This is a genomic window from Pseudomonas sp. RA_105y_Pfl2_P56 (genome assembly GCF_963970845.1).
Classification (GTDB): Bacteria; Pseudomonadota; Gammaproteobacteria; order Pseudomonadales; family Pseudomonadaceae; genus Aquipseudomonas; species Aquipseudomonas baetica_A.
The window spans coordinates 17,187-39,659 of sequence record NZ_CAXAPL010000044.1; the positions used below are offsets into that span (position 1 = coordinate 17,187).

A 22,473-nucleotide genomic window follows, 5' to 3' on the forward strand; every position below is an offset into this window, starting at 1 on the left:
ACGGGTAACCGACATGATCAAGCAATATACCGCCGCCGCGCTGATGGCCACGGTGGCTCTGGCCGACTCCACGGCCTGGGCGGCTCGGGAAATACGCACCTTTGAAGTGTCCCTGACCATCCCCAGTCGGGCGTTTTACATCATTCCTGCAGAGCCGGACTGGATCCACCGCCCGCAACGGCTCGCATGGGATTATCCGAGTTCGACCCTGGGCAGCCTGCAAAAGAATTTCGATGTGCGGCACGACAACAGCGCGATTGAAGCGCGCCTGGAGGCTATTCCCTACCTGTCCAATGGCCGACCGGGTGAGGAGATCGGTCTGCGGGTCACCTTCAATGGCGTTGAATTGAGTGCGCAGGTGACGCCGCAGCAGGTCCTTTCTCAGGAAGAAGCGGCCGCGGGCAAGCGCGTGGCGCTGGTGATCGACCCGGTTGAACCGGCCGGTGGCTATCGGGCCGGGGATTACAGCGGCAACGTGTTGTTGCTGTTCAATGCCCGCGCGCCGGGTGCGCAGGCAGACCAATAAAAAGAGTTCAGCAGAGGCGGGGAGACGCATGAAGAGGTTCTGTGGGGTGATATGGATGGCGGCGTTGAGCATACCTCAGGCGCAGGCGATCAATCAGGAGATCCGTGCGTTGTTTCAACCGGATTCTTCCAGACCAGACAAGATGACGTTCGTCAACAAAACGCCGAACAGCGGTTATTGCGCCACCTATCCGGGCCAATGTGAAAATAACGGCATGTTCAGCATCGAATTACCCATACGTTTCAGTTCTACCCGCTACGTAGGCATCTTTGACTGGGCGGCAGTAAAGGCCCCCGCCAATTTGCGGCGGCTGACCGTGACAAACAGCCAGACACAGGAAACGCAATCTGTGGAAATACGCATTACCGGCATGGGCTCCAGGTATGTTTTGAGCCATCCGGCTGTGCGACTGGCCGGCGGCAGCAATGCACTTGAAGGCCATAGCAGGTTATGGACCACGGGTAATTGGGTACAAGCAATACCTGCCCCTTGCTGGTACAGCGGCGAAGGCGCCTACGAGGAGGACAGCTGGCGGTTTTTCTGGAAAACCACGCAAGAGGCCCACTGTTTTAAAGTGCCGGCGTACCACATTCCGTCGATGTATTTCGACAAGCTGGACTTCGCCTACGAGCTGCGCACCCCCAACCCGTTAACCATGTCTACCGGCCGTTATACCGGTTCGTTGACTTACAGCCTGGGACCTGGAGGGGATTTCGATATGGGCAAACTGTTTGAGCCGGACGACAGCAGCCTCACCCTCGATTTTGTGCTGGACGTGCAGCACACCCTGAAAGTGGATATTCCACCCGGGGGCGACAAAGTCGTACTGGAACCGCAAGGCGGCTGGCAACGCTGGCTGGACAGTGGACGCAAGCCTTCGCGCCTTTACCGCGATCAGATATTCCAAATCTCGGCGTCGTCGAAATTCACCATGAAGCTTGAATGCGAGCACAGTCTGGGCGTGGGCTCGGGTTGCGCCATTGCAGACGGGCAGGGGTTCGCAGGCGGGGTGGACGTCAGTGTCAGTTTGCCCAACGGCTTGACCGACAGCGCCGGGCAAGCGGTCACGCGCAAGCGCTTGGGGATCGAGGCGACAGCACCGTTTCAACCCGGCTTCTATATCGATCGCAAGCCGGGAACCCTGCATTTCGAAGTGGATGAACAGCAAACCCACTGGATGATCGACAACGCCCAAGGCCGAATTTACAGGGGCAATATCACGGTGATCTGGGATTCGGAGGTGGGTTAGTGCGCATCAGTTGGCCAGCCCCGGGTTCAGGGCTGGTGCCTTGCGAGGGTCAATGGCCGATGCTGATCAACGCTTCGCGGGTCAATTGTCTGGACAGTTCGTTACGCGAATAACCGATATTGTTCAGCAGTCGGTCGTACCGCGCCTGACTCATGGCCTCGCCGCTGAAAATATCCGCGTGAGGAATGTTCAGTTGATCGGCCAGGGTTTCCATCTTTCGTATCAACGGGTTCATCTGCGTCTGGGCGTTGGCATTGGCGTACTCCGCCTGTGCCAGGCGCAACTCATCCAGCAGGCCCGGTTTTTCCTCGAACCGCAGATCATTGCGCTCATATTGTGTCGGATGGGTTTTGCGCAAATGGCGTTCCCAGAAATCATCCCCGTTGGGGTCAATCATGCCGTCGACCAGTCCGTTGCCGCTTTCGCGCAGCTTGAACGAGTCATAGGCCGCGTCGATCTTCGCCTGGGTAACGCCTGATCGCTGCTGGTAAAGCATGCCTTTTGATTGCCAAGGCAGCTCCAGCCGTTCCGCCAAGCCGGTTTCATAGGCCATATGGATTTCAAGATCATCCGGCGCGCGATTGTTCGACGGATCGATCAGATGCTGTTGCGCTTGACGGCCGATTTCTTCTCGAGCGATATCGCCGACGATGTTCAGGCGTGCGCGGCTGCGGGCCAGTCTCGCCAGTTTTTGGTCAAGCACAAGGGCCGAGGCCGGCTCGGCATAGGCCTTCGAGACCAGCACTTTGATGCCCATGGAGTTGAACAGATAGGCACCGCCGTCGCGGCAGCTATCGGGCTCTCGGGCTTGTTTGAACAGTTCTTCACGCAGGTTGGAATCCAGCGCGGCGGCATCGATCATTTCCCAGACACGCCGGGTCAGTTGCTGACGTGATTGCGCGTTTTGGTAATCGGCGGTTCGCCTCTGTCGGGCAATGACGGCAAAAAAATCTTCGGCGTCAGGCTCGGCCATCAGATCGTGCCAGGACTCTTCGCGGTACTTGCTCAAAGACGAGGAGGGACCAAACGCGTCCGGTTCACCGGGAAACGATTTCCAGTGGCTTAGCTCGTTTGTGGCCGCCGGAAAATCGGTCTGCACAAAGGCCAGCCCTGTGGATTGACGATAAGTGCCATAGCGTACCCGCTCCTCATTGGAAAGCCTGGCCGTGTTGAAACGCGCGCGACTGAGGATAAAGGCCTGATCGGAACCCGGTGTGACTTCGGGCAGGGTATTGATCGGCGTATGACGCATATCCAGCATGAAACCGCGGGGACGATGCTTGTCCACCGAGCCGACCTTGAACAGGCCTTCGGGCCAGGACTGGATATCGGTATTGGCCAGACTGAGGTCATTCAATCGATACATCCGCCCGACATCGGGTGGTTGGCGCAACGGGTTACCGTTCAGGGTCAGTGATCGCAGGCGAACCAGGCCGGCGAGCTGTTCATTTGAACGCACGGTCAACCTGATGCGGTTGTCGGTCAGGTCCAGACTCTGGAGGTGACGCATTTCTCCGATGGTGGGGGGGATCTGCGTCAGGTCACACTGACGCGCGCTCAATTCACGTAGCCTGGGGAAGCTGCCGAGCACGCCATCGGACGATGTCGAGAAACGCGTTTTATCGAGTTTCAGCGAAGTGATCTGGTCAAGGTGTTTCTTCATCCCGGGCCGCCTGCGCAGATCGCTCCACCAACGATCAAGGTTGGGCCGCGAAAGCGAGCTGGACAGGTCCAGCGAATAGCCTTGCTCTTGAGGGGGGCTGTGCTCGGCAAAAGAGTCGTTTTGACGCTCGAAGCACTCAAGCAGCCGTTCCTCGATATGCCGTCCGCCCTCCTGCATGTACTGCGTCGATACTCCGGGGATCGCTTCTCCCGACCCATCCACGTCGGGCGGGTAGCTTTCCCGCCAATTCTGCATCTCTGTGCGCAATTGCTCGCGTTCGCTTTCCAGGTGTTTGATCGTGTCAGCGGGATCGCCATTCTTGCGCAGCTTTTCGATGAACATCTTCGCCTGATGCTCAGACATTTTCGGGTACAACTTTCGGACTTTCTGTTCCGGTGTGTTTTGCGCCCAGGGCCATGGCCAGCGACCAGTCAGCGTTTCGGTTTCAACACTGGCCACCCGACGAATCGGTGGTTCGGCCATCACGCTGCGGCGCTCGGCCGGCTCGGCGGATGTTTCCATCAGCCACTGTTTGAGCCGTTGACCCTGACCTCGCCGGTATCCCGCTGCCTGCAGTTTTTCGTCAGGCAGGGCATGCAGGATCGACTCGTAGAAGTCGTCGGCTTCATGCAGCGTGCGATTGTTGGCGTCGAGCACTTCATAGCGGCCATGTTCGTCACGAACCAGACGTCTGACTGTGGTTGCATCATCCGCGCCGACGCTGCAGCGCAACGGGCCGTCGTAGCTGCCGTCGTGCACGTCTAAACGCACATCGGCAAAAGCGTCGGTGTGGAACTTGAGGGTGTTGAGCGCCAGTCGCTCGGTCTCCGGGAGCATCCATTGCTCTCGGAAAAAACCGTTATAGGCGCGGGCGGTGGATGCTTCGAAATCCAGCTCCCGCGCTTGCGCCTTGAGGCGCAGTGGCAAATGGTTTTCGTCGGCGATACGTTGCAACTCGGCCGGGTTCGCCAGGGCCACGACCTTCTCGGCCAATGGCAACGGGAGTTGCGGGAATGTTTTTTGTACGGCGCGGATATCGGCCTTGTTTGATTTTTCACCCACCTGATACAGGTAGTTGGAGACATCTTTGTGACGCGTGTCGACGGCATCGGCGAGCAGGTTACGCACCGCTGTTGCCCGATCGCTGAGAGGGACGTCACGACCGAGCAGTTGTTTGAACTCGTTATCGTCGAGAAAACGTGCCAACCGTTCCGGCAGTTTGCCCCAGGTGAGATCCGCAAGGCTGATGCTCAGGGTATCGGCATCCGCCGCATTGGCATCGCCGTACGTACGCACGTAACCCTGCAGATCGGCGCTTTCATACACCTTCAGCGCCTTGGTGCGTGGCCAGCCTGGCTGGCTCGTCAGCAGCGGTTCGAACCAGACGGCCTGCGGGTCGATGGGGCGGCCATTGCGGATATTCGCACTGGCGACTTGGGCATCGTCGTAGGCACTGAAACGCTTGATGGTGTCGGTTAGCAGCGGCGGCGGTGCCGTGTTATCGATGTGCATTTGGCGCAGTTGGTTTTCGTGCGTGCCGCTGATCACACGGATCTGTTCGCGTTGCACCGGCGAAAAGCCTTCCACGCTGTGTCCGACACGACGCATCAACGTCGCAAAGTCCCAGTCGCGCGGGTTTTCTATTTCCTGCACCCAGGCACCGTGACCGTTGTGTTCGATGAACGGTTTATAAGCGTTTGGGCGTGTCGGGTGCTTGATGCGATGGGTCTTGGACGTCGGTTCGCTCGATGCTTTTTCGACCGCGTAGAGTTTACGTTCCAACAGCAAGATCCTTTCATCGCCGTACAAATGCAGGCCATGCTTGTCGGGTTTCGCGTCGGGTGCCAGGCTGATGTCGTTGCGCTCGTAAGGCTTGATGTCGGGATGCCAGAGGCTGGGTTTGCCATTGGGCAGTTTCACCGGTTTCATCTCGTCCACCAGCGATGACAGCTTGACGCGAACGACCTCGCCGATTTTTGCGCCCGAGGCAAAGGCTGCCAGTTGAATGATGTCTGTCACCACACTGATCAGATGCTCGCCGGCTTCCAGCGACTGCCCTTGGGCCAGATCGACAATCCCCTCGATAACGTCGGTGGCCAGTTGGTAAACGGTGTAAGCCAGCATCAACTGGCCCAGCACCGGTACAAACGGTGTGACGACCAACAGCGCGACGTTGAGAATGTCCGAGAGCATTTTCTGAAAATTTTCCCACCAGGCCCAGCGCGCCTTGCTGTCGGTGTCGGCGGTGGAGACGGCTAACTCCCGGGCATCATTCAGGATCTTGTTGAACTTTTGTTGATAGAGGTGCCGCCAGTAGTTGCCTTGCAACTGCACACGATCAAATTGCAGGTTCGGGTTGTCCACCGGGTCCTGTCGCCATGGCGGTTGTTGGTCGGTCGGATCCTGGCGCGGGTGATACCGATAAATGAACAGCCGTTGCTCCAGTTCGGCAAAGAAGTGCCCACGCTGCTGCTGATCGACGAAATCGCTGAAGAACTGGCGATACGTTTGCTTGGTTGACTCAATGTATTTGTCTTCGCGCAACTGGCGGGTCAATTCTTCCTTGAACGCCTTGAGCGAGTCGTACTCCTTGAGCGGATGATCCGGATCATGGGGGACATAAACGATCACGCGTCGAATCCCGCGGTTGTCGCGCACCGCATGGATGAGCAGCAGAATGCCGGTCAGCCGGGTGCCGAGAATCGACAGGTCGCAGCACAACATGGCGCGGCCATTGAGCAGCAGTTGCGGTTTGTCTTCGGCCAGGTTCAACAGCATTGTGCAGGTGTCGACCTGGATGTCGTTCTTGATCAAGGCCAAGTAAGCCGCGGCGGCGAGGGCGTCTTGCTGGCTTTGTATCACCCTGGTTTTCAGAACGGCTTCTGCCACCGGCTCGCCGGGCAACAGATACCTGTGCAAATGCTTTTTATAACGGGCGCCGATGTCCAGATCCCGGCATAGGGTCTGAAACTGGGCGATGGACATGCTGTGTCTGATGGGCAAGACGTCGAACAAACCGCGTTCATCGGGTTTGCTGATGTACTCCGAGCCGCGATCAACCGTTTCACTTTTGGCGAAGTTGTGTAGCGCGGCTTCCAGCAGGGAAACCGTTCGACTGGTCACTGCACCCGAGAGCTTGATCGTGTACCAGGGCTGGTCTTTGGGCATGTACAGGCGCAGGTAGGTTTTCTTGACATCGAGATTCAGGCCATGGCGCCGTTTGATTGCGGCCTTGAGCAACGGTTCGGCGAAGGCGTGCAGATCGGTTTTCGCCAGCAGGTGGTCAACCGGGTTTTGCGAGGCCCAGGCCTTGAGATTGGCGGCAGCGAGTTTTTCCAGCCAGGTGTCTGGCGCCGTCAAGTACCAGGGTTCGATCTTCAGTGGCACGGCTGCCAACGCTTGGCCCCGTGCGACGGTGGCGCCTTTGAAACTGTCGCTGACGGCAGACTTGATGAATTCGTAGTGCCGACCTTTTTCTGCGTTTTCGACAGACTCGGGTATGGGAGACATGGCCAATCATCCTTGATTGTTTGAGGAGTGATCAGCCTACCGGCGCAAGGCCAAAACAAAAGTTCAAAGTTCAGGAAGCAAACGGCGCTACGGGGCATCAACCCGACGAAAATTCGAATTCGAAAAATACATAAGTACCACCCGCCGTGAAGAAAAAACGTCACGCTGAATCGGAAACGACTGACACGATTTGTTACCTCGTCTTCAGGCGTTCCGGATTGATCATCGCAACGTTTGTGCTCTGTGCAGGGTGGCATTGCAAGTCGCTGCCCGGTTGCAGATACGGGGTGAGGAACGGTGCCATGCCCTTGAGTACCTGTACTGGCAAGGCTGAAGTGAATTTGAAGTTTTCTGCCGAAGGCCCCGGAACGTACGCGGTGAGGGTGCCGAAATGGTGATCGCCGATGTAGAACACGAAGGTCGCCGTGCGGTTGATCGACTTCGAACTGAGGATGCGTCCGCCCGAACCGATGGCCTCGATGCGGTTATCGCCTGTACCCGTTTTGCCGCCCATGGCCAGCGGACTGCCATCGGCCAGTTTGAAACTGCCGGCAACACGTTTGGCCGTACCGGCGTCGACCACCTGTGAAAGCGCTTCGCGCATGGCGGTGGCAACTTGCGACGGCATCACCCGTTTGCCGACATGCGGGTCATTGATCAGCCGCGTTTCATACGGCGTGTCGGCAGCAAAGTGCAGGCTGTCGATGCGCAGGGTCGGCATGCGCACGCCATCGTTGAGAATGGTGCCGATCAACTCCGCGAGCGCTGCCGGACGGTCGCCTGAACTGCCGATGGCGGTGGCCAGCGACGGCACCAGATGATCGAACGGATAGCCGACTTTTTTCCAGCGCTGGTGAATCTCCAGGAAGGCTTCGATCTCGAGCATGGTGCGGATGCGGCTGTCGCGCGCGCCCTTGTGCTTGCTCTTGAACAGCCAGCTATAGACTTCCTGGCGTTCGAAGTGGCTGGCTTTGACGATCTGACTGAACGTCGCGTCCGGGTTGTTCAGCAGGTAACCCATCAGCCACAGATCCAACGGGTGAACCTTGGCGATGAAGCCCTGGTCCGGGAGGTCGTAGCGGCCCGGGCCATAAGCGTCATAGAGCCGGATCAAGCGATCGTCGGTGAGTTTTACAGTGAGCTTGGCGTCCTTGAGGTGCGAGCGCACGAAGCGGTTGAAGTCTTCCTGAGTCGCGTTCGGCAACAGGTAACGGTGTACGGCGGCCATGCGGATCGGGGTCGGGCGCATGCTGTCGAGGAAGGTTTCGAGCCGCGCCTGGGTGTCTTTGTTTCTGTACCTCTTCCAGAACTTGAGCAAGAACGTTGTACCTTCACGGTCGGCAAAGCTCGCCAGGTATTCCTGACGCCTTGGGTCGCGGTCGTCCTTGAGCAGTTCGGCGCTGCTGTTGGGACCGGAGTAAGTGGTGTAACGCACCACATCGCGCATCAGACGAATGAACGGCAGGTTGATCGACTCGCGCAGGGCGTCGCGCAGGGTCGGCATGCGGCCGTTGTCTTCCTTGCGAAAGTTATGAAAAACGTGCAACCCGCCACCGGTGAAAAACGCCTCGCCGGGGCTGGCCGAGTATTTGCGATCCAGCGCTGCACCAAGCATTTTCGAGAGGTCGTGGTCCTTGTTCTGGATCAGGTAATCGATGGCCCATTGGCTGAGGCGATCCTGGTCGGGGACGTCGACCTTTTTCAGTTCCGGCACGCTCAGCGCACCGTACTTGTCGTGCAACTCGGCGATGATTTGCAGGTACGTGGTGAGCACACGCATCTTCGCCGTCGAGCCCAATTCGAGTTTGCTGCCTTCGTTGATGTCGAAGGGCTGGTCGGTGCTGTCGGTCTGCACCCGCACTCGCGAGCCGTCGGGGGTGAGTTCGAGCAAGGTGAAGCTGTAGCGCACCTGAGCAGTGCTGACAGGCGTCAGCAGCCGTTCACCGAGCAGGCCGATTTCAGCGGCGTAGGCCGGGTCGGCGAGTTTTTTCAGGTAAGCGGTGACCTGGGTTTGCAGGTCGCCTTGCAGCGTGCTGGTGGCCGAGAGGTCGAGGCGGTCAAGGTCGTACAGCGAACGATTGAGCATCGCGGCCAGGCGGCTACGAGCAGCGTTGATACCTTTGTTGGTTTCAATCGGCTGAAGAGTCGGCTGGGTCTGCCAGTCACGATAGCTGACCTGGCTGGCCAGTGCTGCATCGGCGAGTGCGCTGTCGATCACGCCGTTCTGCTTGAGCAGGCGCAAATGGCTGTCGGTGAGATCGGCGAGTTCTTCGTGGCCCTTGTTCAGGTAATGGGTGGGACGACGCTGGGCGATCATCAATGACAGCATTTCACGCAAGGCCAGGCCTTTATCAGCCATGGTTTTCGGGTCGGTCGCCGGGCTGTTCAACTGTTCGTTGGCCTTGTTGAAGTCGCTGCCGTACCAGACCCGCAACCCTTCGGCCATGCCATGCACTTCACCGTGGCCCGGCACAGCCGACAGCGGCACGCTGTTGAGGTAGTCACGAACGATGTTCTGCCGCGCGGTCAAGGTTTGCGGGCCGTCCTGATAGGCGCGCACGCTGGCGGAGATCATCTGGCGAATCTTCTCGGCGCCGGACACCGTCAGGCCATCGGGTGAGTGCCGGTATTTTTCAAGTTGCGTCGCCAGCGTGCTGCCACCCGCCGATTGCCCGGGCAAGTGCAGCAACTTCGCCACTTGCGACCACGCGGCCATGCCGAACCTGGGCCAGTCCACCGCCGGGTTGGTCATCGGTTGCCTGGGGTCAAGCAGAAAACGGTTTTCAATGAACAGCAGGCTGTTGACCACCGCCGGCGGAATCGCCGCGAAACTCGAATACAGTTGCTGCGGATAGTTGTACTGATACAGCGGCGCGGCGCGGCAGTCGGTGATCGAGAGGCCGGCCTGAGTCTTTTCCGCATAGGGCACGAACATGCCCTTGCCGGTATAGCTGAGCAGCGCCGGCGAGAAACGGGTCTGCTCGGTGATCACGTAATCGCGTTTGAGCAGGCGCGGCAGGAGTTCATCGAGCGAGCTGTAACCCAGACGCAAATCGAAGGGCCCATTGCCGGGGTAGCGAATCGCTTCGCTGGGGCCTGGTTCAAGCTTGTAGGTCAGTGAGGCTGCGTAGCGGCTGAGTTCACGGGCCTGGAAACGCGAGGTGCGCATTTCCCTGGCCGCCGCCAGCCCGACCACGATCAGGATAATCAGCAGCAACAGCCAGAAAGCCTTCCACCCATGCCGGTTGCGGCGGTTTTTTTCAGGGACAGGCGCTTCGTCATCCACACGGTCAGTCGGAACCACGGCTTTACTCGAATCGGTTTGCCACAAAGCGCCCATAGTCGATTGATCCATTCACGCAGATTGATCGGACTTGTCTGAAGCTTAGACGGTGGTGGGCGACAGGAGGGAAATTGTGCAGCGACACGGACCAAGAGGCTCGATGAAGGTGCCGGACTTCAGGCGGGCGCTTGCGACTTTTTGTGGTGCGTGAGTGCAGGAGGAAGTTGCTGATTGTTAAAAGGTTATTCAAGTAAGCTGAAGTGTGTAAGTAGATGGTTCTTTTGTTTGGTCATGCATACGATTAGTAACGGTTTTCGGTTTTTTATTTAAAGGTGCCTGTTGTTTACTTTTGCTTCGTTTATTTATCAAGGAAGATTGTATGATCGAAGCAAATGATGTCGTCGTGGATGCTGTTCCGGTGTCTGACAGTTATGAATATGAACTTGAGTCTGCAAGGCAGGAAGCTGAAGATATCTCGCCGTCCGCACTTGGCGACTTTGGCGGAGCCTTGTCCTGGCCGATTCCATTGAGTACTGATCAGCAGCACGAAGTGCTGAATGCCGTTCAGCTTTATATCGAAGGACTTGATGAACTATGGAAACCAGGCCAGCAACTGCTGGAGCATTTGTACCTGAACCATCCGCTTGACAGTGAAACATTAGGCAATCCTGCCAAGGCACTGGAAACACTCATTGCCAGCGCTTGCGGCCAGGCGCTTGGGCTGGCGGTACAAACCCGTTTGAAAGGCATTTCCACGGACGTCAGCATCAATGAATACGCACTGGCCGCCATTCAGTTGAATCTTGACCCGCTGTCTATTGAAAACACTCAACGCAACAGCGTCGCGGGGTTCGATCTGGCCAGTCGTCAACATTGGGGGAAACCGGTTTCGGCGGTGTTCAACAAACTACGTGAACACTTGATCAAAGAACTCATCAGCAGCCCTGAAATGGCCGGGTTAGGCGCGTACGCCTTGTTGGCAAGGAATGCCCCTCTGTTCCTGATCAAAGACATCCCGGACGGCGTCAAGTATGGCGGTCCGGCGTGGTTCAACCTGGCCGTTGCCGCTGCGACGATCCAAGCTCAATGTCCGGGCAAGCTCGCCAATATGACCTTTGCCCAGGTCATGATCTGTGCTGAACATGCTGCCATGACCGATCCGACCGTTACCCGGTATGCCCAGACAATTGCTCTGATCGATTGGGGCGTTGTCCATGTCGCCTTGGAAAAGAAAGACGATGAACGCTACACCGAAGTAGAACTTGGCGAAATAAAAGAACAGTTCAATGCTCAAATGATCGACCGGCTCAATACGCCGGTGTTATTGAAGAGCGTGTTTCAAAGTCGCAAAAGCATTGCGTTGGCCGGGCTGGAAAAGGAATTTAACAAAGACTTTCCGTTTGAAAAAGTCGCGCTTGAATGGGACAGCTCGGTAAAAGTGTTAAGTCATCTCGCGCCCGTGCCGAGCGATGTGCTAGGGCCGCAGGGCAAGTACTCGTTGCTGGACGTTGCAATGATGGATGGCAATTATCGATGGAAATCCAGCGACAAACTTCTGAACGCTGTCATTCACGACATCAACGAACTGAACCTTCGCGTGCGGGAGACTTTCAGGAAGCAGTTTGCAACGACGCTGAGCAACCTCAAGGAAGGCGCCCGGTTAACCGTAAAACACCTGATATCCGAGTTGTCGCTGGATGACCGAGAAAACCTCGAATATGGAAAGATCGATTTCTATCAACACAAGACCTACAAGCTGAGTACGAGCTTTTTTGGCAGGAGCCTGACCTACACCAGTCCGACACTGACATTGAGAGTCGAGCGCGGAACGGAAAAAAAAGTAAGCGTGTATCACATTGATTTAGGGGCCGACTCGATCACAAAAAGTGGTTCTGACCCTGCTCAAGTGGCAGAACGAACCAACGTGAATGTTCCGAGCACCGTGTACACCACCGAACCCTTTTATGTCGCTGACAAATCGGTCGCTGCGAAGCTCAAGCAAGTAAGCGCGACGCAGGCCTTGCCTCCGAAAAGCTACTCCAGCGAGAGAACCCTGACGATTGCCAATGCCTTCGTTGAGCATCTTGATTACGACAGCGAGAAGATTCTGAACGCTGCTGAAGGTCAGACGACGTATGACAAGGAATGGGCGGCCATGAAATCCCGCGTGGAGTTTTTGCTCAACCTGATTCCCTTCAAATCTGCCGTTACCCATTTTGTAGAAGGCAAACATCTAGACGGAGCCATTGATCTGTTCCTCGACGTATTGGGATTCGTCACTGCTGGCCTGGGTGCCGCAGCCAAGTTGGCACAAGTGGGGGGCAGGACGGCTTCGGCAATCAGCAAAGCGCTCAGGATAGCGAAAATAATAGGGGCCGTTGTCATCAGCGAACTTAATCCGGTGAGTGGCATAGCGGCAGGTGTGCAGCTACTGGGTCGGGGGATCAAGTTCGTGGGCGTTAAAGGGCTGCACCAATTGAACAGACTTCGGGCGTCTGCGAGCGGGTATGACGTGCTGCTCGGAGTCAGTAAGGCGCACGGGCCGACAGTGCTGGGCACCTTCAAAGTGGGTGAGCAAAGTATCGAGGGCGTGGGGGTATTGAAAAATGACAATTGGCACCAGTACAACCTGGACACCCGCAGGCTTTATGGTCCGCCGGGCAATTTCACGCCTCAACGTTTCTGCTGGGGTGGAACCTTGGGCAGTGAGGCAAAATCCCGTGTCTATTTGAATTTTCATAACAATGTCGAATTTGCACGGAACAAGAATAATCTTCGAGCTTTTGAACGTGGTTATACGCAAGGGAATGTAATCGCAATCGATGGCTACACTCCTGGAATGAAATTTGATGAATTGATTGAGTTGGTATCAGAGCCTGGTCTCAAGCCTGAAGAAATAGGGGCTTTGACAAAAGAAATAAAAACAAAAATTCTCAGCGACGCTCGTTATAGTTCAAACCTTCTTGCCATGGATTTGAAAGGTTTGGCTGTCGAGGTGGTTCCTGTTTCGCAGGGGCTGTATCTGGCTCACGTCAATATGGTCTCCAGAGGTGAGTGCGCAGGACTCTCAAATGCCATGGCCTACGCTATTCATCACGGAAACGAAGACATACTGCTTAAAAATATTCCCAGAGCTGCCCTGGCGAAAGAGGCGCCTGAATCCACCAGATTTATCTCCGACATGACGGAGTTTCACAATACGGTGAACAATAAGGAGTCTTTTCATATGGGCGCAGCCAAGACGAAAATGGACGCCGACGAAATTATCGATGCACTGGAAAGTTCTCCTGATTCGAAAACACTCAGGCTGGCCTCCAAAGATCATGCAATGCTTGCAGGTATAAGAGTCAGGAACGGTAGACCAGAGTGGTTCTTTTACGAGCCTAACTCTGGATTTGCGAAGTTTGCCAGCCCCGACGCCATGAGACAGGGCATGCATAAGGTACTGGAAAGCGGAGCGCTGGCCGCGACGTTAAACACCTATGGAAGAAGGCGTGGTGGTCGTGACTTCAACGTCAGTGAATTTGATCCCGCCGATATTGATGGCGGTTACATTAGCCGCCACCGCGTTGAGCATCTTTCGTCTGTTGAATTGCCTGATCCAGAAGAACTGGTCGCGGTTCAGACTCTCCATTAAAGCGTTTGCCAAGGTTCCCGGAGCTGGATAAAAACGCCAGACGAAAAGACGATGCACCAAGGTTGTGCAATACTCGCCGCCGTTTTCAGTGGCGAGTTTTCCTACATTTGCCAGTTGATCCGCCGGGTCTACTGGCATTCTTGCGACAACTCCCGCTGAATCTTGTGGTTTATAGAGTGAAAAGACCTGCGACAAGGTTTTTATACTGACGCCCCGCTGATCTTGCAGGCTGTCCTGCAAGACGCGTTTGCCCACGAAGCAGACGCGGTTTTCAACGAGCCAAGGCTAATCGGCCGACGCTTGAACACTCGGTGGCCATATCCAATAACAAGACGAGGTTGCACCCCTATGCCAGTTGGCAATCACCTGCCTCACGGCGAAACCGCTCAGGGCGGTCCGCTTAAACGCGAACTCGGCGAACGGCATATTCGCCTGATGGCCCTCGGAGCCTGTATCGGCGTCGGTCTGTTTCTCGGTTCGGCCAAGGCCATTGAAATGGCCGGCCCGGCGATCATGCTCTCCTACATTCTTGGCGGTCTGGCGATCCTGGTGATCATGCGCGCCCTTGGCGAAATGGCCGTGCATAACCCGGTGGCCGGTTCGTTCAGCCGCTACGCGCAAGACTACCTCGGCCCGTTGGCAGGCTTTCTCACGGGCTGGAACTACTGGTTTCTGTGGTTGGTGACGTGTGTCGCGGAAATCACTGCCGTCGCCGTGTACATGGGCATCTGGTTCCCCGATGTGCCGCGCTGGATCTGGGCCCTCGCGGCGCTGATCAGCATGGGCTCAGTCAACCTGATCGCGGTCAAAGCCTTCGGTGAGTTCGAATTCTGGTTCGCCCTGATCAAGATCGTCACCATCATCGCCATGGTGATTGGCGGCATCGGCGTTATCGCCTTCGGTTTCGGCAACGACGGCGTTGCGCTGGGGATTTCCAACCTGTGGAGCCATGGCGGCTTTATGCCAAACGGTGTGCAGGGTGTGCTGATGTCCCTGCAAATGGTGATGTTCGCCTACCTCGGCGTCGAGATGATCGGCCTGACCGCAGGCGAAGCGAAGAACCCGCAGAAGACCATCCCCGATGCGATCGGCTCGGTGTTCTGGCGGATTCTGCTGTTCTACGTCGGCGCGCTGTTCGTGATCCTGTCGATTTACCCATGGAACGAAATCGGCACTCAGGGCAGTCCGTTTGTGATGACGTTCGAGCGTCTGGGCATCAAGACCGCAGCAGGCATCATCAACTTCGTGGTGATCACGGCGGCATTGTCGTCGTGCAACGGCGGTATCTTCAGCACCGGGCGCATGCTCTATAGCCTGGCGCAGAATGGGCAGGCCCCGGCCGGTTTTGCCAAGACGTCCAGTAACGGCGTGCCGCGTCGCGCATTGCTGCTGTCGATTGGCGCACTGCTGCTGGGTGTATTGCTCAACTATCTGGTGCCGGAAAAAGTCTTCGTCTGGGTGACGTCGATTGCCACTTTCGGCGCAATCTGGACCTGGGTGATGATCCTGCTGGCCCAGCTCAAATTCCGCAAAGGCCTGAGCGCCAGCGAACGTGCCGCCCTCAAATACAAGATGTGGCTGTACCCGGTCAGTTCGTACTTTGCGTTGGCGTTCCTGGTGCTGGTGGTCGGCCTGATGGCGTACTTCCCCGACACCCGCGTGGCGCTCTATGTGGGCCCAGCATTCCTAGTGGTGCTGACGGTGTTGTTCTACGTGTTCAAGCTGCAACCGACCCAGGTGTCGCAAGGCGCGGTGCGTTCGGCTTCGTAAGTGAAGGACGTTGAAACGGCGAAGCCCCGGTCGAGAGATCGGGGCTTTTTTATTAGGGCGGCGCGGTCGCTGCACGGATGAAATACGTATAACCGTTGGTCGGAATAACCCTCGTACCTGTAATTTCTGACAGTAGACCGCCCCTGCGCCATGGCCTAGCTTGAAGACCCGACAAGTCGGAGTCAGCAAGGAACGGACATGAAAGGATTCTCCGCAACCGGCGTGATCGGCTTTGCAGATGCGCTGATCCACTGGCAAATATTTTTCGTGCTCTGCACCGCGGTCGGCCTCGATCAGGCATCCAGCAATTTTGCGGCGTTTTGCGTGGCCGCTGCGTTCACGTTTTACGTGAACGCGCTTTACACGTTCGAGAGAGAAACCTCGGTGTTCGCTTACCTGATGTTTGTCGGCGCAATGGGCGCGGTGAGTTTCGGCGTGGGCGTGATTGCCGATGCCTGTCATCTTCCCGGCCTGGTGACGGTGGCTTCTTTTTCACTGATCAACATTTTATTGGGGTACTGCTTTTTCCGGTTTGTGCTCTTTCGGGAGCGTCGGATATGAACGTATCGGTGACTGATTGCCTTTCAATTCAAGAGTTCGGCCGTTCTCCAATATTGTGCAAGCGTCAATTCACCTGAGCGCCGGTAAATTCGCCTTCCGAATTGACGCTCGGAGTGCCAAAAGGGTGAATATGGCACTCCGTCTGGACGCTAAGCCGCCACCACTTCCATCGGCTCAAAACTGTCTGTCCGCGCCATCTGCCACATCCGCGAGTAAAACTCGCCGTTCACTTCCCCGGTGAGCAATTCCCCCGGCTTCAAAAACACATGCAGTTGCGAGAACAGTTTGATCTCGGTCGCCGACATGCGTCGAACCAGGTGCTTGGCCGACAGTTGCGAAGGATGTTCCAGTCCGGCCGCTGCGAGCATTTCCGCCAAAGCCTTCAACGTGTTGCGATGGAAATTGAACACGCGCTGGGCCTTGTCCGGCACGACCAGTGCGCGTTGGCGCAAGGCGTCCTGAGTGGCGACGCCGGTCGGGCATTTGTTGGTGTGGCAGCTTTGCGACTGGATGCAACCGATGGCGAACATGAAGCCGCGTGCCGAGTTGGCCCAGTCAGCGCCGATGGCCAGCACGCTGGCAATGTCGAAGGCGCTGACGATCTTGCCGCTGGCGCCGAGTTTGATCTTGTCGCGCAGGTTCAGGCCGACCAGGGTGTTGTGCACGAACAGTAGACCTTCGCGCATCGGCACGCCGATGTGGTCGGTGAATTCCACGGGGGCCGCGCCGGTGCCGCCTTCCTTGCCGTCGACGACGATGAAGTCGGGGAGGATGCCGGTTTCGAGCATGGCTTTGGCGATGCCCATGAATTCCCACGGGTGGCCGAGGCAGAACTTGAAGCCCACCGGTTTGCCGCCGGACAGTTCACGCAGTTGCTGGATGAAATGCATCATTTCGATTGGCGTGGAAAACGCACTGTGGCGTGACGGCGAGACGCAGTCTTCGCCCATCATGATGCCGCGGGTGTCGGCGATTTCCCGGGTGACTTTGTGTTTCGGCAGAATCCCGCCGTGGCCGGGTTTGGCGCCTTGGCTCATCTTGATTTCGATCATCCGCACTTGCGGGTTTTGCGCTTGCGTGGCGAAGCGTTCCGGGTCGAAACGGCCGTCGCTGGTGCGGCAACCGAAGTAGCCGCTGCCCAGTTCCCAGGTCAGGTCGCCGCCGTTTTCGCGGTGATACGGGCTGATGCTGCCTTCGCCGGTGTCGTGGGCGAAGTTACCGAGTTTGGCGCCCTGGTTGAGCGCGCGAATCGCGTTGGCGCTGAGTGAACCGAAGCTCATCGCCGAGATGTTGAACACCGACGCCGAGTACGGTTGAGTGCACTGCGGGCCGCCGACGGTGACGCGGAAACTGCTGGGGTCGCTCAACGGCGCCGGGCGCATCGAATGGCCGATGAATTCGAAGCCCGATTGATAGACATCGATCAGCGTGCCGAACGGTTTGTCGGCGCTTTCATTCTTCGCCCGTGAGTACACCAGCGAACGCTGGGCGCGGGAGAAGGGCAGGGCGTCGCTGTCGGACTCCAGCAGGTATTGGCGGATTTCCGGGCGGATGCCTTCGACCAGGTATCGAATGTTGCCCAGGATCGGGTAATTGCGGCGTACCGCGTGCGGGCTCTGCATCAAGTCGAACAGGCCGACCAGGCTCAATACGCCGGTGACGGCAGTGATCGGCCAGAGCCAGTCGTGTTCGAGAAAGGGCAGGCTGGCGAGGGTGAATATCACGCAGACGGCAAAGAAGGCGTAGCGGCTCAGGAGGGACAGGCTCATACGGTTTCCTTGGTTCGGACTCAATGGGTGTGGCCCGCCGCAGATTCTCTGTGGCTGCGGGCTTGCTCGCGCAAACGCTGCAATCAGGCGTTCTGCGCCTGAAGAACAATCGAAAACAGCTCGGCCCGGGAGGTGATCCCAGGTTTGCTGTACCGGTGTTTCTTATGGGCATTAACGGTTTATACGGCGATTTCCAGCTTACGGGCGAATTCTTTGCTGGAGCAACCGCTGAGCATCAAACGCCTGACGGCGCGGTGCCAGGCGATGGTGTCAGACGAGAGTGTCACGCCTCGACCCCTTCCCGCAGGGATCAAGCGGCTGACGGTGTCTGGCGCATCGGCAGTTCGACGCGAAAGGTCGTGCCTACGCCCAACTCGCTGCTCACCGAAATGTCTCCACCATGCTTTTTCACAATGCCGTAGGACAGGGACAAACCGAGACCAGTCCCCTGGCCGACCGGTTTGGTGGTGAAGAAGGGGTCGAAGATTTTTTGCAGGGTGTCCGGTGCGATACCTGATCCGGTATCGGCCACTTCAACCCAGGCGATGTCGGCCTGCTGCCCGGTGCGCAGGGTGATGATGCCGCGTTCCTGCCCCATGGCCTGAGCCGCGTTGACCACCAGGTTCATGATGACCTGATTGATTTGCGACGGCAGGCACTCGATGTCCGGCAACGGCTGATACTCCTTGATCACGTCGGCCTTGTATTTGAGTTCGCTGGCGACGATGTTCAGGGTCGACTCGATGCCTTGTTGCAGATTGGCCCACTGCCATTGCTGGTTGGAATCGACCCGGGAAAAATCTTTCAGGTCCTTGACGATCTGCCCGACCCGGCCGATGCCGTCCTTGGATTCGCGGATCAGCACGGGAATGTCTTCGAGCAGAAAATCCAGTTCGACGTCCTGGCGCAATTGCTCCAGCCGTGACGCCGATTCGCTGTCCGGGGCGTGCCCGAGCGTCTGGTAGGCGTCGAGCATGGTCAGCAGTTGTTTGAAGTAGCCGTCCAGTGTGCCGAGGTTGGAGGAAATGAAGCCGATCGGGTTATTGATTTCATGGGCCACGCCCGCCGCCAGTTGCCCCAGTGACGCGAGTTTTTCCGATTGCACCAGTTGTCCTTCCAATTGCTTGCGCTCGTCGACTTCTCTCTGCAGTTCTTCGCTGGCCTGCTTGAACTGGGCGGTGCGCTGATCCACCAGATGTTCCAGATTGTGCATTTGCAGGGAGGCCCGTTCAGTCATCTGCCATTTGGTGAGCAGTGTGTTGGCCATCTGTTGCACTTCGATGTTGTCGAACGGTTTTTTCAGGATCAGCAGTCGATCATGAGCGTGCAGGCGTTCCAGCAGTTCGTCCCAGGAGTAATCCGAGTACGCGGTACACACCACTACCTGCAACTGCGGATCCTCTTTCCACAGGTGTTCGATGGTTTTCGCACCGTCCCAGCCATCGGGCATGCGCATATCGACGAAAGCCAGCGCATAGGGGCGCTGCTCCTGCATGGCCTGAACCAGTTTGCCCAGACCTTCCTCGCCGCCATAGGCCGAATCCAGCTCGAACCGAGGACGCTCGATTCGGGCCTGGGTGCCGAACAGTGCTGCCTCCATTTCGTCCAGTTCCACCGACTGTGCCGCCGGAGCGAGGATCTTGCGAAAGTCTTCATGAATCGACGGCATGTCGTCGATCAGTAGAATGCGGCGATTCGAAAGCTCACTCATGCGTTCTCCGTTACGCTGATCAGGGGGATCTGCAGGGTGAATAACGCACCCTTGCCCGGCCCGTCGCTGTGGGCGGTGAGATGGCCGTTCATCTCGATGGCCGCCAGGGCGCAGCTGTGCAGGCCAAACCCGTGGCCTTCCTTGCGGGTGGTGAAACCATGGGCAAAAATGCGCGTCATGTTCTGCGGCTCTATGCCCTCGCCATCGTCCCGGACGCTGATTTCGAGGAAGTTTTCATCCGCGATTCTGACCCCCAGAGTCATGGTGCGTGGGCGGTTGCTGAGGTCCGACATCGCGTATTTGGCATTGCTGATGAGGTTGATCAGGATCAGTAGCAAGCGGTGTTTGTCGCCCATCACTTGCGGCACATCGGCGTACTCCTTGACCACCGTGACGTGATGCCGGGTCAGGGCCCCGGCGTTCATGCGCAGGGCGTCTTCGAGCAGTTCGTTGATGAACAGCGGCTCGGTCATGCTGTTGGCCCCGGCATAGGACTGCTGGGTGGCGACGATGTCCTTGATGTGGTCGACGCTTTTGTTCATCTGGTTCAATTCGTCGGCCATTTCCTGCTGTTCCTGAGAGATCGCGCCGACCAGTTGATTGAGGTAACCGGGCAGCAATTTGCCCTTGGCGTCCTCGCTGAGGAAATGGCCAAGGTCGTGCGGATGTTCGTTGATCAATTGCATGGCCTTGCCCAATCCCAGTGATTTGCTGGCGCGCAGCTTTCGTGCGATCAGGTCGCAAGAGATGTTCACACTGTTGAGCACATTGCCGACGTTGTGCAGCACGTTGGTCGCGATTTCCGCCATACCGGCCTGGCGCGCGGCGTCGAGCAATTCGCTCTGGGCGTTCTTGAGCTCGCGGGTGCGCTCCTCGACCCGTTGCTCCAGCGCATCGTTGGCGGTCTGCAAGGCGCTATTGACCCGATTGATTTCGGCGAAACTGCGGATCAGGCGAACGGCCAGCCATATCAGTGACATCATCAACAGCACGGAAAACAGCAGCAGGTAGAAGTGGTATTTCCTTTCGATGACTTCGACGCGTTGCTGATCCATGTCAAGCATGGTGGTGATGTTGTCCAGACGTTCGGCCACTGGAATGGCTTCGATGTTTTCGAGCAACTGATTGACCCGTGGTTGCTCGCGCGCAATCAGGGCGATGTGATTGCTCATGATCCTGATCGGGCTTTGAAACTCCGCGGGCAGGCGTTGTGCATTCACTGCCAGTTTGTTCAACCCTAACTCGATGTCGGCAGCTTTGTCGGCGGAGGTGACCTGGGCGAACTCCAGGGCACTGAGTAGCAGGTCGTAGGTATCGGTGGTGATGTTCTGCAACTGCAACTTGTCGAAATCAGGCAGATTGGCCAGTTGCGCCTGGATGTCGTCTTCGGCGGTTGGCAAAAAGGCCAGAGAGTTGCGCAACAGGGCGTTGTGCGACTTGAACTGTTCGACCAGACGGGTTTTTTCCTGCATCGCGTGCAGGAACCCCTCGTGGGCGTCGTTCCATAAGACGGAGTCGTTGCGACCATGCCCGGACTCCAGGGAGTCGAAGCGCTCCCAGAGCCGGGTCATCTCGTTCATTGGCGATACCAGGGGGTCGTAGTTGTGGGAGATCGCCACCCTGGCTTTGAGAATCTCGTTTTCCCACAGAGCGTTCTGCTGTTTGATCTGCCGGACCAGGTCCCTTGACTCGGTGTACGTCATGGTTTGTTCGGAGCTTGACTTGAAATAGAGAAACAGCAGGATCGAGGCCAGCACCACCGCGACCAGCGTGAGCAACAGCAGGCTGGTGTGGCGTGAGATGTTCTTCATGGCTTGCCCTCCCATTGGCCGGTCAGGGTCTTGAGAAACAGGATGATCAGGTGCTTGTCTTCTTCGCTCGGCATGCGCCCCAACTGGTACTGGAACATCACGTCCACCGCCCGTTCGAGGGTGGGCGCCGAGCCGTCGTGAAAGTACGGCGCGGTCATTGCGACATTGCGCAGGCTCGGCACTTTGAACACGGCACGATCCGCTTCGTCGCCGGTGACATTGAAACGTCCCTGGTCGGCCACTGTCGGGTTGCCGCGATCGGCAATGTAGTCGCCGAACACGCCGAATTTCTGGAACATGTTGCCGCCGATGTTCACCCCTTGGTGGCAGGCAATGCAGCCGTATTCCTTGAAGCGCTGGTAGCCGTACTTCTCCTCGAGAGTCAGGATGTCCGTGTTGCCCAGCAGGTATTGATCGAAACGGGAATTGTGGGTTAGCAAGGTGCGTTCATAGGTGGACAGTGCTTGCTGGATATTGGCCTTGGTCACACCGTCCGGGTAGGTGGCGGCGAAGTCCCGGCGGTAGTCGGCGTCGTTGGCGATGCGTTCGACGACGGTGCTCCAGTCGTTGCCCATTTCATGGGGGCTGGTAATGACCACGTCGCTCTGCTGCTCCAGTGTCTCGACGCGGCCGTCCCAGAACTGGCGAAAGTTCAGGCTGGCGTTGAACACTGTCGGTGTGTTGACGGCCACCGGTTTGCCGTCGAAACCCAGTGACAAGGCACGATTGTCGGCACCGTTCTTGTCCAATTGGTGGCAACTGGTGCAGGACAGGCTGTTGTTGATCGATAACCGTGGCTCGTGGAATAACCGGCGACCAAGTTCAACGCGCCGGGCATCCTGCAACGGCGCTGCGGGCAGGGGGATGAGCGGTTCGTCCAGCGGCTCGGCGTGGGCACCGATACAGAGTCCACAAAGCAGCAACGCCATGAAAGGGGGGTAAAGGCTCATCGGCAATCGTCTCCTTGACTCTCGTGGCCGGTT

Annotated in this window: 11 protein-coding genes and 1 pseudogene; 5 read left to right on the top strand and 7 right to left on the bottom strand. The window is 57.4% G+C overall.

The genetic code is table 11. From position 1 onward, the window contains the following. The first annotated feature begins 13 nt into the window (after nt 1-13). Together AACY11_RS23745 and AACY11_RS23750 are read left to right on the top strand one after the other, a co-directional pair. Nucleotides 14-526, top strand: coding sequence for a CS1 type fimbrial major subunit (locus tag AACY11_RS23745; protein ID WP_339432866.1), 513 nt, complete (start codon nt 14-16; stop codon nt 524-526). A 55-nt stretch (nt 527-581) separates the two neighbouring features. Next, nucleotides 582-1,775, top strand: coding sequence for a hypothetical protein (locus AACY11_RS23750; protein WP_339495829.1), 1,194 nt, complete (start codon nt 582-584; stop codon nt 1,773-1,775). Between the two features lie 49 nt (nt 1,776-1,824). On the opposite strand, the gene AACY11_RS23755 is transcribed toward AACY11_RS23750, so the two are convergent. Together AACY11_RS23755 and AACY11_RS23760 are read right to left on the bottom strand one after the other, a co-directional pair. Further along, nucleotides 1,825-6,948, bottom strand: a complete 5,124-nt coding sequence (locus AACY11_RS23755) for a dermonecrotic toxin domain-containing protein (protein ID WP_339432868.1) — start codon at nt 6,946-6,948, stop codon at nt 1,825-1,827. 193 nt (nt 6,949-7,141) lie between these two features. Next, nucleotides 7,142-10,288: a transglycosylase domain-containing protein gene (locus AACY11_RS23760; protein WP_339432869.1), complete on the bottom strand. Its 3,147-nt coding sequence runs from the start codon at nt 10,286-10,288 to the stop codon at nt 7,142-7,144. A gap of 322 nt (nt 10,289-10,610) precedes the next feature. Here AACY11_RS23760 and AACY11_RS23765 point away from each other — a divergent pair, with 322 nt between their 5' ends. The 3 genes from AACY11_RS23765 (at nt 10,611) to AACY11_RS23775 (ending at nt 16,199) form a co-directional block, all read left to right on the top strand. After that, on the top strand, nt 10,611-13,868 hold the full coding sequence (locus AACY11_RS23765; protein ID WP_339495830.1) for a hypothetical protein: 3,258 nt from the start codon (nt 10,611-10,613) through the stop codon (nt 13,866-13,868). 348 nt (nt 13,869-14,216) lie between these two features. Then, a complete protein-coding gene (locus tag AACY11_RS23770) occupies nt 14,217-15,638 on the top strand; it encodes an amino acid permease (protein ID WP_339432871.1) in 1,422 nt (473 codons plus the stop codon). 198 nt (nt 15,639-15,836) lie between these two features. Next, complete coding sequence (locus tag AACY11_RS23775) at nt 15,837-16,199, top strand: GtrA family protein (protein WP_339495831.1); 363 nt, start codon at nt 15,837-15,839, stop codon at nt 16,197-16,199. A 149-nt stretch (nt 16,200-16,348) separates the two neighbouring features. On the opposite strand, the gene AACY11_RS23780 is transcribed toward AACY11_RS23775, so the two are convergent. The 5 genes and pseudogenes from AACY11_RS23780 to AACY11_RS23800 all read right to left on the bottom strand — a co-directional run bounded on the left by AACY11_RS23780 (nt 16,349) and on the right by AACY11_RS23800 (nt 22,440). Next, complete coding sequence (locus tag AACY11_RS23780) at nt 16,349-17,968, bottom strand: FMN-binding glutamate synthase family protein (protein ID WP_339465897.1); 1,620 nt, start codon at nt 17,966-17,968, stop codon at nt 16,349-16,351. An 83-nt stretch (nt 17,969-18,051) separates the two neighbouring features. Continuing rightward, nucleotides 18,052-18,216, bottom strand: a pseudogene (locus AACY11_RS23785) (LuxR C-terminal-related transcriptional regulator); the annotation flags it as partial. Nucleotides 18,217-18,278: 62 nt separating this feature from the next. Then, nucleotides 18,279-19,679 (bottom strand): ATP-binding protein, encoded by a 1,401-nt coding sequence (locus AACY11_RS23790; protein ID WP_339432879.1) that lies wholly within the window; start codon nt 19,677-19,679, stop codon nt 18,279-18,281. Then, nucleotides 19,676-21,490, bottom strand: a complete 1,815-nt coding sequence (locus AACY11_RS23795; RefSeq protein WP_339432880.1) for a DAHL domain-containing protein — start codon at nt 21,488-21,490, stop codon at nt 19,676-19,678. Before AACY11_RS23795 ends, AACY11_RS23790 begins: the two co-directional genes overlap by 4 nt. After that, nucleotides 21,487-22,440 carry a cytochrome-c peroxidase gene (locus AACY11_RS23800; protein ID WP_339495832.1) on the bottom strand — a complete coding sequence of 318 codons (954 nt, stop codon included), beginning with the start codon at nt 22,438-22,440 and terminating at the stop codon, nt 21,487-21,489. The genes AACY11_RS23795 and AACY11_RS23800 overlap by 4 nt, the downstream gene beginning before the upstream one ends. Nucleotides 22,441-22,473: the final 33 nt, after the last annotated feature.

What these genes read in the sequence shown, in the direction of transcription:
- AACY11_RS23745 (WP_339432866.1), top strand. Translation starts at nt 14, where the DNA reads ATGATCAAGCAATATACCGCCGCCGCGCTGATGGCCACGGTGGCTCTG.
- AACY11_RS23750 (WP_339495829.1), top strand. Translation starts at nt 582, where the DNA reads ATGGCGGCGTTGAGCATACCTCAGGCGCAGGCGATCAATCAGGAGATC.
- AACY11_RS23755 (WP_339432868.1), bottom strand. Translation starts at nt 6,948, where the DNA reads ATGTCTCCCATACCCGAGTCTGTCGAAAACGCAGAAAAAGGTCGGCAC.
- AACY11_RS23760 (WP_339432869.1), bottom strand. Translation starts at nt 10,288, where the DNA reads ATGGGCGCTTTGTGGCAAACCGATTCGAGTAAAGCCGTGGTTCCGACT.
- AACY11_RS23765 (WP_339495830.1), top strand. Translation starts at nt 10,611, where the DNA reads ATGATCGAAGCAAATGATGTCGTCGTGGATGCTGTTCCGGTGTCTGAC.
- AACY11_RS23770 (WP_339432871.1), top strand. Translation starts at nt 14,217, where the DNA reads ATGCCAGTTGGCAATCACCTGCCTCACGGCGAAACCGCTCAGGGCGGT.
- AACY11_RS23775 (WP_339495831.1), top strand. Translation starts at nt 15,837, where the DNA reads ATGAAAGGATTCTCCGCAACCGGCGTGATCGGCTTTGCAGATGCGCTG.
- AACY11_RS23780 (WP_339465897.1), bottom strand. Translation starts at nt 17,968, where the DNA reads ATGAGCCTGTCCCTCCTGAGCCGCTACGCCTTCTTTGCCGTCTGCGTG.
- AACY11_RS23790 (WP_339432879.1), bottom strand. Translation starts at nt 19,679, where the DNA reads ATGAGTGAGCTTTCGAATCGCCGCATTCTACTGATCGACGACATGCCG.
- AACY11_RS23795 (WP_339432880.1), bottom strand. Translation starts at nt 21,490, where the DNA reads ATGAAGAACATCTCACGCCACACCAGCCTGCTGTTGCTCACGCTGGTC.
- AACY11_RS23800 (WP_339495832.1), bottom strand. Translation starts at nt 22,440, where the DNA reads ATGAGCCTTTACCCCCCTTTCATGGCGTTGCTGCTTTGTGGACTCTGT.